At 66.5% G+C, this 13,782-nt stretch carries 15 protein-coding genes; 13 read left to right on the top strand and 2 right to left on the bottom strand.

From position 1 onward, the window contains the following. From BM133_RS04300 to BM133_RS04350, 11 genes are all read left to right on the top strand, one after another. Complete coding sequence (locus tag BM133_RS04300; protein WP_093431890.1) at positions 1 to 693, top strand: YfgM family protein; 693 nt, start codon at positions 1 to 3, stop codon at positions 691 to 693. Positions 694 to 700: 7 nt separating this feature from the next. Continuing rightward, entirely contained in the window at positions 701 to 1,843 is a 1,143-nt protein-coding gene (gene bamB, locus BM133_RS04305) for an outer membrane protein assembly factor BamB (protein WP_093431892.1), read from the top strand. Between the two features lie 60 nt (positions 1,844 to 1,903). Further along, a complete protein-coding gene (der, locus tag BM133_RS04310) occupies positions 1,904 to 3,247 on the top strand; it encodes a ribosome biogenesis GTPase Der (RefSeq protein WP_013542109.1) in 1,344 nt (447 codons plus the stop codon). 146 nt (positions 3,248 to 3,393) lie between these two features. Continuing rightward, the gene (hfq, locus tag BM133_RS04315; RefSeq protein WP_018902784.1) at positions 3,394 to 3,657 is read left to right on the top strand and encodes an RNA chaperone Hfq; all 264 of its coding nucleotides are present in this window, start codon (positions 3,394 to 3,396) and stop codon (positions 3,655 to 3,657) included. A gap of 57 nt (positions 3,658 to 3,714) precedes the next feature. Next, entirely contained in the window at positions 3,715 to 4,884 is a 1,170-nt protein-coding gene (hflX, locus tag BM133_RS04320) for a GTPase HflX (protein ID WP_093431893.1), read from the top strand. A 74-nt stretch (positions 4,885 to 4,958) separates the two neighbouring features. After that, a complete protein-coding gene (gene hflK / locus BM133_RS04325) occupies positions 4,959 to 6,335 on the top strand; it encodes an FtsH protease activity modulator HflK (protein ID WP_093431895.1) in 1,377 nt (458 codons plus the stop codon). Positions 6,336 to 6,352: 17 nt separating this feature from the next. Next, entirely contained in the window at positions 6,353 to 7,252 is a 900-nt protein-coding gene (gene hflC / locus BM133_RS04330) for a protease modulator HflC (RefSeq protein WP_093431896.1), read from the top strand. A 16-nt stretch (positions 7,253 to 7,268) separates the two neighbouring features. Continuing rightward, positions 7,269 to 7,457 (top strand): DUF2065 domain-containing protein, encoded by a 189-nt coding sequence (locus tag BM133_RS04335; RefSeq protein ID WP_013542105.1) that lies wholly within the window; start codon positions 7,269 to 7,271, stop codon positions 7,455 to 7,457. A 44-nt stretch (positions 7,458 to 7,501) separates the two neighbouring features. Further along, positions 7,502 to 8,662 (top strand): ATP phosphoribosyltransferase regulatory subunit, encoded by a 1,161-nt coding sequence (locus BM133_RS04340; RefSeq protein WP_093431898.1) that lies wholly within the window; start codon positions 7,502 to 7,504, stop codon positions 8,660 to 8,662. Between the two features lie 22 nt (positions 8,663 to 8,684). After that, positions 8,685 to 10,016 (top strand): adenylosuccinate synthase, encoded by a 1,332-nt coding sequence (locus BM133_RS04345; protein WP_042580879.1) that lies wholly within the window; start codon positions 8,685 to 8,687, stop codon positions 10,014 to 10,016. 123 nt (positions 10,017 to 10,139) lie between these two features. Then, complete coding sequence (locus BM133_RS04350; protein ID WP_013542102.1) at positions 10,140 to 10,664, top strand: phosphoribosyltransferase; 525 nt, start codon at positions 10,140 to 10,142, stop codon at positions 10,662 to 10,664. A gap of 11 nt (positions 10,665 to 10,675) precedes the next feature. Here BM133_RS04350 and BM133_RS04355 read toward each other — a convergent pair whose 3' ends face one another. Both BM133_RS04355 and BM133_RS04360 read right to left on the bottom strand, forming a co-directional pair. Next, on the bottom strand, positions 10,676 to 11,140 hold the full coding sequence (locus BM133_RS04355) for a VOC family protein (RefSeq protein WP_093431899.1): 465 nt from the start codon (positions 11,138 to 11,140) through the stop codon (positions 10,676 to 10,678). 64 nt (positions 11,141 to 11,204) lie between these two features. Further along, positions 11,205 to 12,065: a helix-turn-helix domain-containing protein gene (locus BM133_RS04360; RefSeq protein ID WP_093431901.1), complete on the bottom strand. Its 861-nt coding sequence runs from the start codon at positions 12,063 to 12,065 to the stop codon at positions 11,205 to 11,207. An 89-nt stretch (positions 12,066 to 12,154) separates the two neighbouring features. Here BM133_RS04360 and BM133_RS04365 point away from each other — a divergent pair, with 89 nt between their 5' ends. Both BM133_RS04365 and BM133_RS04370 read left to right on the top strand, forming a co-directional pair. Then, positions 12,155 to 13,348, top strand: a complete 1,194-nt coding sequence (locus tag BM133_RS04365) for a PLP-dependent transferase (protein ID WP_093431902.1) — start codon at positions 12,155 to 12,157, stop codon at positions 13,346 to 13,348. Between the two features lie 154 nt (positions 13,349 to 13,502). After that, positions 13,503 to 13,706 (top strand): hypothetical protein, encoded by a 204-nt coding sequence (locus BM133_RS04370; RefSeq protein WP_042580885.1) that lies wholly within the window; start codon positions 13,503 to 13,505, stop codon positions 13,704 to 13,706. Positions 13,707 to 13,782 lie beyond the last annotated feature (76 nt).

Genomic DNA, 13,782 nt, shown 5'->3' on the forward strand with positions numbered 1-13,782 from the left:
ATGGCAACCCATCTCGATCTCGAAGAACAGGAACAGCTCGACCAGCTCAAGCATTTCTGGAACACCTACGGCACCCTGATCACCTGGGCCGTGCTGCTCGTCGCCGGCGCCTTCGTGGCCTGGAACGGCTGGCAGTACTTCCAACGCAGCAAGGCTGCCCAGGCCGCGGCCCTTTACGACGAGGTCGAGCGCAGCACGCAGTCCGGCGACGTCGAGCGCATCCAGCGCGTGCTGGGCGACATGAAGGAACGCTTCGCGGGCACCGCCTATGCGCAGCAGGCGGGTCTCCTGGCCGCCAAGACGCTGTACGAGAAGGGCAAGGTCGAGGAATCGCGTGCCGCGCTGGGCTGGGTGGCGCAGAGCGCCATCGACCCGGGCTACCAGGCCATCGCGAAGCTGCGGCTCGCAGCCGAATTGCTCGACGGCAAGTCGTACGACGAAGCCTTGAAGCAACTCGACGGCAAGGTGCCCAAGGAATTCGAGCCGCTGGTGGCCGACCGCAAGGGCGACATCTACATGGCACAGGGCAAGCGCGACGAGGCGCAGCAGGAATACCGCAAGGCCTGGACGGGGTTGGGCGCGACCTCTGACTACCGCCGCCTGGTAGAGATCAAGCTGAACGCGGTCGGCGTCGACCCGAAGAGCCTGGCGCCCACCATCACTGTCACACCCGCAGCCTCCAAAACTTCCTGACCGCATCATGAATTTCAAGCGTCTCATGCCTGAATCTGCCGCTCTGCGCGCGGGTTCCGCTCTTGTTCTGGTCGCGCTCCTGGCCGCCTGCTCGGGCAGCGGCAAGCCGAAGCCGGCCGAGCTGCCCGCCAACCCCGCCACGACCGGCGTGCGTCAGGCCTGGAGCGTGCGCATCTCGGAAGTCAATTTCCCGCTCACCACCGATGTCAGCGGCGACATCGTGACCGTGGCCGGCGGCGACGGCACCGTGGTGGCCATCGACGCCCGTGCCGGCCGCGAAACCTGGCGCGCCAACGCGGGCGCCACGCTGGCGGCAGGCGTCGGCAGCGACGGCTCCATGGCCGCGGTGGTCACCACCAACAACGAACTCGTGGCCATCGAGAATGGCAAGGTCCTCTGGAAGCAGAAGCTCTCGGCCCAATCCTTCACCGCACCGCTGGTCGCAGGCCGCCGCGTGTTCGTGCAGACCGCCGACCGCAGCATCAGCGCCTGGGACGGCCAGAGCGGCCGCCGCCTCTGGCTGCAGCAGCGCCCCGGTGAAAACCTGGTGCTGCGCAAGTCGGGCGTGCTGATCGCCGTGGGCGACACCCTGGTCGCAGGCATCGGCGGCCGGCTGGTCGGCATCAATCCGGCCAACGGCACCTCGCGCTGGGAGTCGCCCATTGCGGCACCGCGCGGCACCAACGACGTGGAGCGCCTGGTCGACCTGACCGGCAGCGTGAGCCGTTTCGGCGACAGCGTTTGCGCGCGGGCCTACTACGCCAGCGTCGGCTGCGTCGAGACCCAGCGCGGCGCGCTGGTCTGGAGCAAGCCGGCCTCGGGCGCGGACGGTGTCAGCGGCGACGAAGGTTTTGTCTACGGCACCGAATCCGACGGCAGCGTCACGGCCTGGCGCCGCGGCGACGGCGAGCGCGCCTGGCAATCGACTCGTTTCAAGAACCGTGTGCTGACCTCGCCGCTCGCGGTGGGCCGCTCGCTGATCATCGGCGAGGACACCGGGTCCCTGCATTTCGTTTCGCGCGAAGACGGCGCGCTGCTCAATCGTGTCACGCCCGATGGCTCCGCCATCACCGTTGCGCCGGTCCTGGCCGGCAACACGGTCGTGGTCGTGACTGCCAAGGGCGGCGTGTTTGGCTATCGCCCTGAATAATTTCTTCTTTTCCCACTCTCAAGGCCCGACCATGAAAACCGCGCCATCGAAAGGCCGGCCATGAAGCCGGTCGTGGCCCTGGTCGGCCGCCCCAACGTCGGCAAGTCGACGCTCTTCAACCGCCTGACTCAGACGCGCGACGCCATCGTCGCCGACTACGCCGGCCTCACGCGCGACCGCCACTACGGCAACGGACGCCTGGGCAAGCACGAGTTCATCGTGATCGACACCGGCGGCTTCGAGCCCGATGCCGGCAGTGGCATCTACAAGGAAATGGCCAAGCAGACGCGGCAGGCCGTGGCCGAGGCCGACGTGGTGATCTTCGTGGTCGACGCCCGCGAAGGCCTCTCGGCGCAGGACCACGACATCGCCAACGAGCTGCGCCGGTTGGGCAAGCCCTGCGTGCTGGCGGCCAACAAGGCCGAAGGCATGCACGACGGCACCAAGCTGGTCGATTTCTACGAGCTGGGCTTTGGCGACGTGCATGGCGTGTCTGCCGCGCACGGGCAGGGCATGCGCGACCTGGTCGAGCTGGCGCTCGAGCCGCTGAACCTGCCGGACCCGGACGACGAGACCGACGAAGACGACGTCAACAAGCCCATCAAGCTGGCGGTGGCCGGACGGCCGAACGTCGGCAAGTCCACGCTGATCAACACCTGGCTCGGCGAAGAGCGCCTGGTGGCCTTCGACATGCCTGGCACCACGCGCGACGCCATCTCGGTGCCGTTCGAGCGCAACGGCCAGCGCTTCGAGCTGATCGACACCGCCGGCCTGCGCCGCAAGGGCAAGGTGTTCGAGGCGATCGAGAAGTTCTCGGTGGTCAAGACGCTGCAGGCCATCGAGTCGGCCAACGTCGTGCTGCTGCTGCTGGACGCCACGCAGGGCGTGACCGACCAGGATGCGCACATTGCCGGCTACATCCTGGAAAGCGGCCGCGCGGTGGTGATCGCGATCAACAAATGGGATGCGGTCGACAGCTACCAGCGCGAGCAGATCCAGCGGCAGATCGAAACTCGGTTGCCGTTCCTGAAGTTCGCGTCGCTGCATTTCATCTCGGCCATCAAACGCCAAGGCCTCGGGCCGGTGTGGCAGGCCATTGCGCAGGCCCACAAGTCGGCCACGCGCAAGATGTCGACGCCGGTGTTGACCCGGCTGCTGCTGGAGGCGGTGCAATTCCAGGCGCCCCAGCGCGGCGGCATGTTCCGGCCCAAGCTGCGCTATGCACACCAGGGCGGCATGAATCCGCCGGTGATCATCATCCACGGCAATTCGCTGGAGCACGTGACCGACGCCTACAAGCGATTCCTGGAAGGGCGCTTCCGCAAGGAATTCGACCTGGTGGGCACGCCCTTGCGGATCCAGTTCAAAAGCTCGCAAAATCCGTTTGCGGACAAGGACAGCTAAGAGCGCTTGGCCGCCGATGACGGCCGATGAGTTGCAGCAGGAATGGAAGTTCCGTCTTTTGAGAACCGTTATTTTCTCAAGGCTTTTGGCCCCGATTGCTGCAGCGCAGAAACCCTGTGTTAAGGTCATCTCTCCAACAACTACTCTTGAACACGGAGAATATCGTGAGCAATAAAGGGCAACTTCTGCAAGACCCGTTTCTGAACACCTTGCGTCGCGAGCATGTGCCGGTTTCCATTTATTTGGTGAACGGCATCAAGCTGCAAGGCCAGATCGAGTCTTTTGACCAATACGTCGTGTTGCTTCGCAACACAGTGACGCAAATGGTCTACAAGCACGCCATTTCCACCATCGTGCCGGGTCGTGCCGTCAACTTCTCGGCTGCCGAGAACGACGACGCCGCAGCCTGATCGCGCGGAGCGCGACGGAGTCTTCTCCGTCGCGCTTTTTCCATTTTCTGATTCCGCTTGTCTGAACTGATCCACCGCCAGGAAGGCGCCGCCGTTCTCGTCGGCGTCGACTTTGGGCTGCCCCATTTCGACAGCGAACTCGAGGAACTCGGCCTGCTCGCGCAGACCGCGGGCCTCGTGCCTGTCGCCCGAATCACCTGCAAGCGCAAGGCGCCCGATGCGGCACTTTTCGTGGGCAGCGGCAAGGCCGACGAAATCAAGGAACTCGCCGCCATGCACCAGGCGAGCGAGGTCATCTTCGACCAGTCCCTCAGCCCGGCGCAGCAGCGCAACCTCGAGCGCCAGCTCGACATCGCCGTCTACGACCGCACCTTCCTCATCCTCGAGATCTTCGCCCAGCGCGCTCGCTCGCACGAAGGCAAGCTGCAGGTCGAACTGGCTCGCCTGCAGTACCTCAGCACGCGGCTGGTTCGCCGCTGGTCTCACCTGGAGCGCCAGACCGGTGGTGCAGGTGTGCGCGGCGGCCCGGGCGAGAAGCAGATCGAACTCGACCGCCGGATGATCAGCGAGTCGATCAAGCGCACGCGCGAGCGGCTGGCCAAGGTGCAGAAACAGCGCGGCACGCAGCGCCGGCAGCGGGAGCGCCGCGAGACCTTCAACATCTCGCTCGTGGGCTACACCAACGCGGGCAAGTCCTCGCTCTTCAATGCGCTGGTCAAGGCGCGCGCCTATGCGGCCGACCAGCTCTTCGCCACGCTCGACACCACCACGCGCAACCTCTATCTGGGCGACGCGCGGCGCCAGGTGTCCATATCCGACACCGTGGGATTCATCCGCGACCTGCCGCACGGCCTGGTCGATGCGTTCAAGGCCACGTTGCAGGAGGCGGTCGATGCCGACCTGCTGCTGCACGTGATCGACGCCTCCAACCCCCATTACCCCGAGCAGATGGCCGAAGTGCAGACCGTCCTGCGCGAGATCGGCGCGGACGCCGTTCCGCAACTGTTGATATTCAACAAGCTCGATGCTCTTGAAAGCGCGCAACGCCCACTGCATCTGCAGGACGAGATGGAAATCGATGGCGTTCAGGTCCCCCGCATCTTCCTCAGCGCCAAAAGCGGCGAGGGCGTGCCGCTGCTGCGCGCCGAGCTGGCCCGGCTATCGGGCTCCGTAGCCGATACGATGACCCCTGCGGACGACACTGAATTGCACGATGCCGCCCTTTGATGGGGCACAATCCCGCCACTGACAAGAGAACGAAGCGAATGAATGCAAAGCCAGCGTGGAGAGGGTTTCTGGGCATGTTCAACCTGAACGATGGCCGATGGGGTCGCGGCGACGAGCCGTCGTCCTCCAACGGCGACCGTCCGGCCGGCAATCGCCCCCCCGATGCCGATCCTCCGGGCGCACCGACGCCCCCGCCTTCGGGCAACAACAATAACAATGGCAACCGCCCGCGTGGCCAGGGTCCCAACCAGGGCCCGCCGGACCTGGACGAACTCTGGCGCGACCTCAATCGCAAGCTCGGCGGTTTCTTCGGCGGCGGCAAGGGCGGCGGCAACCGCCCCAACGGCAGCAACAGCGGCGGTGGCGGCAACGGCTACAGACCCGACATGAAAAACGCAGGATTCGGCCTCGGCCTGGTGGCTGCCGTGGCGATCCTCATCTGGCTCGGCACCGGCTTCTTCATCGTGAACGAAGGCCAGCAGGCCGTGGTCACGCAGTTCGGCCGCTACAAGTCGACCGTGAACGCGGGTTTCAACTGGCGCCTGCCGTACCCGATCCAACGCCATGAAGTGGTGGTGACCACGCAGATCCGCTCCACCGATGTGGGCCGCGATGCCATCGTGCGCTCCACCGGCCTTCGCGAATCGGCCATGCTGACCGAAGACGAGAACATCGTCGAGATCAAGTTCGCCGTGCAGTACCGCCTGAGCAATGCGCAGGCCTGGCTCTACGAGAGCAAGTCGCCGGCCGAAACCATCGTTCAGGTGGCCGAGAGCTCCGTGCGCGAGGTGGTCGGCAAGATGAAGATGGACGCGGCGCTGGCCGAAGAGCGCGACCAGATCGCCCCGCGCGTTCGCGCGCTGATGCAGACCATCCTGGATCGCTACAAGATCGGCGTCGAAGTCGTCGGCATCAATCTGCAGCAGGGTGGTGTGCGTCCTCCCGAACAGGTGCAGGCAGCGTTCGACGACGTGCTCAAGGCCGGCCAGGAGCGCGAGCGCGCCAAGAACGATGCGCAGGCCTACGCCAACAACGTGGTGCCGCTCGCCACCGGTACGTCTTCGCGCCTGAAGGAAGAATCCGAAGCCTACAAGGCGCGCATCGTGGCGCAAGCGCAAGGTGATGCCGGCCGCTTCAGCGCGGTGCTGGCCGAGTACCAGAAGGCGCCGCAGGTCACCCGCGACCGCATGTACACCGACGCCATGCAGCAGATCTACGCCAGCACCACCAAGGTCCTGGTCGATACCAAGGCAGGCTCCAACCTGCTGTACCTGCCACTCGACAAGATCATGCAGCTGGGCGGCAACAATGCGGCCGCCACACCCGTCGATGCAGCCAGCCCGAGCGTGGCTGGCACTGCACCGGCCCAGTCGTCGGTGATTCCGGTGGCGCCGCCCACGGGCGAGACCCGTGCACGCGACGGTCGTTCGCGTGAACGCGACGTGCGCTGAAAAAGGCCAGGAAGAACATGAACAGAATCGGATTCATCGCCTCGTCGATCATCGTCTTGCTCGTGCTGCTGAGCTCGACCCTCTTCGTGGTCGACCAGCGCCAGTTCGGCGTGGTCTACGCGCTTGGCCAGATCAAGAGCGTCATCACCGAGCCCGGCCTCAATTTCAAGCTGCCGCCGCCGTTCCAGAACGTGTCGTACATCGACAAGCGCCTCTTGACGCTCTCGAGCATCGACACCGAACCCATGCTCACCGCCGAGAAGCAGCGCGTGGTGATCGACTGGTATGTGCGCTGGCGCATCAGCGATCCGCAGGCCTACATCCGCAACGTCGGGCTCGACGAAAACGCGGGTGCCATGCAGTTGAACCGCGTGGTGCGCAATGCGTTCCAGGAAAACATCAACAAGCGCACCGTGCGCGACCTCATCTCGCTGCGCCGCGAGGCCTTGATGGCCGACGTGCAGCGCGAGGTGCTGGCCGTGGTGAAGGGCGCCAAGCCCTGGGGCGTGGATGTGGTCGACGTGCGGATCACCCGCGTGGACTACGTGGAAGCGATCACCGAATCGGTCTACCGCCGGATGGAAGCCGAGCGCAAGCGCGTGGCCAACGAACTGCGTTCGACGGGTACGGCCGAGGGCGAAAAGATCCGCGCCGACGCCGATCGCCAGCGCGAAGTGATCGTGGCGAACGCCTACCGCGATGCCCAGAAGATCAAGGGCGAGGGCGATGCGCAGGCCGCCTCCGCGTACAGCGAGGCCTTCGGCCGCGACCCGCAGTTCGCCCAGTTCTATCGCAGCCTGGAAGCCTACAAGCAGAGCTTCAACAAGAAGAGCGACGTGATGGTGGTCGACCCATCGTCCGACTTCTTCCGCGCCATGCAGGGCTCCGGCTCGGCGGGCAACGCCCCGCGCCGCTGATCCGCTCCGGGGCTTCGTGAGCGCCGAGACCTTCTGGAGCGCGCTGGCGCTCGTCCTGGTGATCGAGGGCATCCTGCCTTTCGTGTCGCCGGGCGGCTGGCGCCGCGGCTTCGGGCAGTTGATGCAGCTGCGCGACGGGCAGCTGCGATTCTTCGGTCTTTGCAGCATCTTGCTGGGCTTGGTACTACTTTGGGTTTTGGCGTAGCGCGGTCCCGGTAGAATCCCGGTTTAACCACGCCCCCGATCCCCATGTCCGCCTGGGTCCTCCCGGATCACATTGCCGATGTGCTGCCTTCCGAGGCGCGCCACATCGAAGAACTTCGACGCCAGCTGCTCGATACCGCCCGTGGCTATGGCTACGAGCTGGTGATGCCGCCGCTGCTCGAGCACCTCGAGTCGCTGCTTTCGGGCACCGGCGAAGCGCTCGACCTCCAAACCTTCAAGCTCGTCGACCAGCTCTCCGGCCGCAGCATGGGCCTTCGTGCCGACACCACCCCCCAGGTGGCGCGCATCGATGCCCACCTGCTGAACCGCGATGGCGTGGCTCGCCTTTGCTACTGCGGCCCGGTGCTCCACACCCGGCCCGACCGCCCGCATGCCACGCGCGAGCCGCTGCAGTTCGGCGCCGAGATCTACGGCCACGCCGGTCTCGAAGCCGATACCGAAACGCTCCTTCTGGCACTCGACTGCCTGGATGCCGCGGGCCTGCGCGACGGCGTGATCGTCGACCTGGCGGATGCCCGCATCGTGCGTGCGCTGTTCGCCGGCGTGCCGGTCGATGCCGCTGGGCTCGCCCGCGTGCATGCCGCGCTGGCCGCCAAGGACGCGAGCGAACTGCACGTGCTCACCAAGGATTTCCCGGCCGCTTCACGCGATGGGCTGCGCGCGCTGGTCCAGCTGTACGGCGACGCGGCGGTGCTCGACGAGGCCGCCAAGGCGCTCAAGGGCACCCCGGCCGTGAGCGCCGCGCTGGCCGACCTGAAGCAGCTTGCCGCGGGCCTGAACGGCACGGCAGGGCGCGAAATCAGCTTCGACCTGGCCGATCTGCGCGGCTACGCCTACTACAGCGGCATGCGCTTCGGCATCTACGTGCCGGGCGCGGCCGATTCGCTGGTGCGCGGCGGCCGCTACGACGAGGTGGGCGCCGTGTTCGGCCGCAACCGCCCGGCCGTCGGCTTCAGCCTGGACGTGCGCGAACTGGTCGGCGTGCTGCCGGCTCGCCCGTTGCGGGCCGCCATCCGTGCGCCGTGGAGCGATGCGGCGGGCCTCGGCCAAGCCATCACCCAACTGCGCAAGGCCGGTGAAACGGTTGTCTGCGTGCTGCCGGGACACGGCAGCGAAATCGATGAATTCCATTGCGACCGCGAGCTCGTCGAGCAGGCGGGTCAATGGAATGTCCGAGCGATCTGAATTTTTAAGCAATGGAACGAGCATGAGCGTAACCACCGGAAGAAACGTGGTCGTCGTCGGTACCCAGTGGGGCGATGAAGGCAAAGGCAAGCTGGTCGACTGGCTGACCGAAAGCGCCCAGGGCGTGGTCCGCTTCCAGGGCGGCCACAACGCGGGCCACACGCTGGTCATCAACGGCGTGAAGACCGCACTGCACCTGATCCCGAGCGGCATCATGCGGCCCGGCGTCAAGTGCTACATCGGCAACGGCGTGGTGTTGTCGGCCGCCAAGCTGTTCGAGGAAATCGAAGGCCTGGAGAAAGCCGGCGTCGAAGTGCGCTCGCGCCTGCGCATCAGCGAGGCCTGCCCGCTGATCCTGCCGTTCCACGCTGCACTGGACATCGCGCGCGAGGCCTACCGCGAGAAGGGCGGCGTCGAGAAGATCGGCACCACCGGCCGCGGCATCGGCCCGGCCTACGAAGACAAGATCGCCCGCCGCGCGCTGCGCGTGCAGGACCTGAAGCACCCCGAGCGCTTCGCCACCAAGCTGCGCGTGCTGCTCGACCTGCACAACCACGTGCTCACGCAGGTGCTGGGCGCGCCGGCCGTCGATTTCGACACCGTGTTCGACGAAGCCATGCGCCACGCCGTGCTGCTCAAGCCGATGATGGCCGACGTGTCGCGCGAGCTGAACGATGCGCACAAGGCCGGCGCCAACCTGCTGTTCGAAGGCGCGCAGGGCACGCTGCTCGATGTCGACCACGGCACCTACCCGTACGTCACCTCCAGCAACTGCGTGGCCGGCAACGCCGCCGCCGGTTCGGGCGTGGGCCCGGGCATGCTGCACTACATCCTGGGCATCACGAAGGCCTACTGCACGCGCGTCGGCGGCGGTCCGTTCCCCACCGAGCTCGACTGGGCCACGCCCGGCACCCCCGGCTATCACATGAGCACCGTGGGCGCCGAAAAGGGCGTGACCACCGGCCGCAGCCGCCGTTGCGGCTGGTTCGACGCCGCGCTGCTCAAGCGCTCGGCGCAGGTCAACGGCCTGTCGGGCCTGTGCATCACCAAGCTGGACGTGCTGGACGGCCTGGAAAAGCTCGAGCTGTGCACCGGCTACGAACTGGACGGTGAAACGACCGACATTCTGCCGATGGGTGCGGACGAAATCGAGCGCTGCACGCCGATCTACGAAACGCTCGAAGGCTGGACCGAAAGCACCGTGGGCGTCACGCAGTACGACAAGCTGCCGGTCAACGCGCGCCTCTATCTGCAGCGCATCGAGCAGATCACCGGCGTGCCGATCCACATGGTGTCCACGAGTCCGGATCGCGATCACACGATCATGATGCGTCACCCCTACCTCGCGGATTGAGTCTCCCCCAGGCTTGCCCACTTCGTGTGGCCGCCAACCCCCTTGCGGGGGCAACACCAGCGGCCCGGCAAAGCCGGTTCCGCGGTGTTCCACGAATGAGAAAAGACTGAAGGAATCCAGACCATGTTGACCGAAGACGGCAAACATCTCTACGTCAGCTACGACGAGTACCACAACCTGATCGAGAAGCTCGCGATCAAGGTGCACCAGTCGGGCTGGGAGTTCGACACCATCCTGTGCCTCGCGCGCGGCGGCATGCGCCCGGGCGACGTGCTCTCGCGCATCTTCGACAAGCCGCTGGCGATCATGTCGACCAGCTCGTACCGCGCCGACGCCGGCACGGTGCAGGGCCACCTGGACATCGCCCGCTTCATCACCACGCCCAAGGGCGAGATCGCCGGCAAGGTGCTGCTGGTGGACGACCTGGCCGACTCGGGCCACACGCTGCATGCCGTGATGGACATGCTGCGCAACAACTACAAGCCGATCACCGAGCTGCGCAGCGCGGTGATCTGGACCAAGGCGCTGTCGACCTTCACGCCCGACTACTCGGTCGAGTACCTGGCGACCAACCCCTGGATCCACCAGCCCTTCGAGGGCTACGACTCGCTCGGCGCGGAGAAGCTGCTGGAGAAGTGGTCGGTCTGATCAGGCCTTGATCAGGTCTGGCACGACCCGTCGCCGGAAGTGAGCATCGCGGTGTAGCGCCGCTGCATTTCTTCCGGCGTCAGTTTTTCGATGCTGTGCCCCACGTTCCAGCGATGGCCGAAGGGGTCGCGAAAAACCCCGGAGCGCTCGCCGTAGAACTGGTCCTGCGGCGCCATGTCGAGCGTCGCGCCGGCCGCCACGGCCCGCGCCACCACCGCGTCCGCATCGTCCACGTGCAGATGCAGCGTCACGGCGCTGCCGCCCAGCGTCTTGGCGCTGCGGATGTTGTATTCGGCGAACTCGTCCGAAATCATCAGGATCGCGCCGTTGTGGAAGTCCAGCTCCGCGTGGCCGATGCGCCCGCTGGGCTCGGTGAGGCGGAAGATTTCCTTCACCTCGAAAACCTCGCAATAGAAGTCGATGGCCGCGCCGGCATCGTCGACGCAGAGGTAGGGGAACAGTTCGTGGATCGCCATGATAGATTGCCTTTCGCAAAGAGAGGAAGCAGTGTCGTGGCGCCGATTCTGGGCCGCCGCAACGCTAGCGTCTTGAACGAAATTGACCTGCGGCCACTGGCACATGCCGCGGCGACGCGGCCCCGGTCCGCCGCCACGCCTGCGGCGACATGCCCGCCAACGCGGAGAACTCGCGGCTCAGGTGCGCCTGGTCGCTGTAGCCGGCGGTGAGCGCGATGTCGGCCCAGCTTTGCGCGGGGTTGGCGGCCAGCGTCAGTGCGCGGTCGAAACGCATCACGCGCGCGTACTCCTTGGGGCTGAGGCCGATGGCCCCGCGAAAGAGCGCGATGAAGCGGCGATGGCTGTAGCCGCTGTGCGTCACCAGCCCGGCGATCGAAGGGTTCTCGTGGGCCAGCGGCCCGAGCGTTGCGGCGATGGCCGGATGCAGGCCACGCAAGCCGGCGCTCATCGAATCGACGATGCGCTGGGCGAGCAGGGCTTCGAAAACTGCCAGCTGTCGTTCGAGGCTGCGCGCCGCATGGATCTGCTCGAGCGCAGCGTCGGTCTGCCGCGCGCCCCACAGCGCATCGAGCGGCGTGTGCTGGCTGGCCAGTGCGTCCTCGGGCGCGCCGAGCAGGGCGCGCGCGGCACCAGGCTGCAGCTGTGCACCGACGGAGCGCGTGGCCACCGAAACGTCGCGCATGTAGGAGGCGGCGCGCGCGCCGCCGACGATCGCGTAGCCGCAGGTCCGGCCCCGCGTGTCCTCGGGGCCGCCGAACAGCTTCAGCGGCGGGCCCGACAGCCGGAACACCAGGTGCATGCCGCCGGTGGGCAGCACATGTTCGCGCGCGCCCGGCCGATCGTCCGGTGCGCCGTCGGGCGACGACGCCCACAGCAGCTTGATGAACGGCTGCAAGTGAGGAGGAGGGGGTCGCGTCAGCTGCATGCTGCGAGACCCGGCTGAAGCAGGCTGTAGCCCATCGGCGCATTGTGCGATGGGGGCGCCCCACAGGCCAGTCGCGCTAGCATCGGCACATGAGCAAGCCATCGACGACCCTGATCCACCACCCCTACGTCCCACCCGCCAAATTCGCCGCGCCGCAGCCCGGCGTGTTCAAGGCATCGACCGTCTTCTTCGCCGACGTGGCCGCCATGCGCGCGCGCGACTGGAAGACCAAGGCGGGCTACACCTACGGCCTGCACGGCACGCCGACCACGTTCACGCTCGAGGAGCGCCTGGCCACGCTCGAAGGCGGCACCGAGTGCCTGCTGGTGCCCAGCGGCCTGGCGGCCATCGCGCTGGTCTCGTTCGCGTTCCTGAAGACCGGCGACGAGGTGCTGATTCCCGACAACGCCTACGGCCCCAACAAGGCGCTGGCCACCGGCGAACTCGCCAACTTCGGCATCACCCATCGCCTGTACGACGCGATGAACCCGGCCGACCTGGAGGCCAAGATCTCGCACCGCACGCGGCTGGTGTGGGTCGAGGCGGCAGGCTCGGTCACGATGGAGTTCCCCAACCTGCCCGCGCTCGTGGACGTCTGCCGCGCACGCGGCGTGGTGACGGCGCTGGACAACACCTGGGGTGCGGGCCTGGCCTTCGCGCCTTTCGATTTCAACGGCACGGGGCAGGGCGTCGACATCTCGGTGCACGCGCTCACCAAGTACCCCAGCGGCGGCGGCGACGTGCTGATGGGCAGCGTGGTCACCAACGACGAGCGGCTGCACCGCGCGCTCAAGCTGGCGCACATGCGCATCGGTTTCGGCATCGGTGTGGGCGATGTGGAAACGCTGCTGCGCTCGCTCCCGAGCATCGGACTGCGCTACGCCGCGCACGACCGCGCGGCGCGCGAACTGGCCGGCTGGCTCAACGGCTGCGAGGAGATCGCGCAGGTGCTGCACCCCGCGCTGGAAGATTCGCCCGGCCACGCCAACTGGCGCGCGCTGTGCGGCGCCACCGACCTGGCCGCGGGCCTGTTCTCGGTCGTGTTCGACGAGCGCTACAGCACCGAGCAGGTCGACCGCTTCTGCGACAGCCTGCGGCTCTTTCGCCTCGGCTATTCATGGGGCGGGCCGATCAGCCTGGTGGTGCCCTACGACATCGGCCTGATGCGCGACGCGAGCGTGGCGCGCTGGCCCTACAAGGGCACGCTGGTGCGCTTCTCGGTCGGGCTGGAAGACGTGGACGACCTGCGCGCCGACCTGCAGCAAGCGCTGGTGCAGATGTAGGCTCTACTGCGCGCGGTGGGCAGCACGCCACCCCGGTTTGCAAGGTTTGTTCGAGTTCGAAACGCGGCCCGGCGCCACGCCTTGAGACTGCACCGTTATCGCTTACAGTAGGCGACGCACAGTCACGGTGACTGTCTCGCCTCAAGGAGAAGCAGTGGCAACACCAAATTACGGCTACGAGAAGCGCCAGAAAGAACTGGCCAAGAAGAAGAAGAAGGAAGACAAGCTCCGCGAGAAACAATATCGCAAGCTCAGCCCGAGCAGCGACGGACTGGCTCCCGGAGACCCGGAGACCGACGTGGCATCGCTCGAACGCGATCCCCCCACGGTGCCCGAGTTGCCCACCAAGAACGGTTGATCCGCTCCTGGCGTCCCCATCGAAAAGCCGCCGCAGGCCTGCGCCTGCGGCGGCTTTTTTCTTGCGCGCTGCCGGC

This window comes from Variovorax sp. 770b2 (assembly GCF_900115685.1).
Lineage (GTDB): Bacteria > Pseudomonadota > Gammaproteobacteria > Burkholderiales > Burkholderiaceae_C > Variovorax.

Coding starts and splice junctions, on each gene's coding strand:
- BM133_RS04365 (WP_093431902.1), top strand. CDS start 12,155: ATGAGCAAGCCATCGACGACCCTGATCCACCACCCCTACGTCCCACCC.
- hflC (WP_093431896.1), top strand. CDS start 6,353: ATGAACAGAATCGGATTCATCGCCTCGTCGATCATCGTCTTGCTCGTG.
- BM133_RS04340 (WP_093431898.1), top strand. CDS start 7,502: ATGTCCGCCTGGGTCCTCCCGGATCACATTGCCGATGTGCTGCCTTCC.
- hflK (WP_093431895.1), top strand. CDS start 4,959: ATGTTCAACCTGAACGATGGCCGATGGGGTCGCGGCGACGAGCCGTCG.
- bamB (WP_093431892.1), top strand. CDS start 701: ATGAATTTCAAGCGTCTCATGCCTGAATCTGCCGCTCTGCGCGCGGGT.
- BM133_RS04300 (WP_093431890.1), top strand. CDS start 1: ATGGCAACCCATCTCGATCTCGAAGAACAGGAACAGCTCGACCAGCTC.
- der (WP_013542109.1), top strand. CDS start 1,904: ATGAAGCCGGTCGTGGCCCTGGTCGGCCGCCCCAACGTCGGCAAGTCG.
- BM133_RS04345 (WP_042580879.1), top strand. CDS start 8,685: ATGAGCGTAACCACCGGAAGAAACGTGGTCGTCGTCGGTACCCAGTGG.
- BM133_RS04360 (WP_093431901.1), bottom strand. CDS start 12,065: ATGCAGCTGACGCGACCCCCTCCTCCTCACTTGCAGCCGTTCATCAAG.
- BM133_RS04350 (WP_013542102.1), top strand. CDS start 10,140: ATGTTGACCGAAGACGGCAAACATCTCTACGTCAGCTACGACGAGTAC.
- BM133_RS04355 (WP_093431899.1), bottom strand. CDS start 11,140: ATGGCGATCCACGAACTGTTCCCCTACCTCTGCGTCGACGATGCCGGC.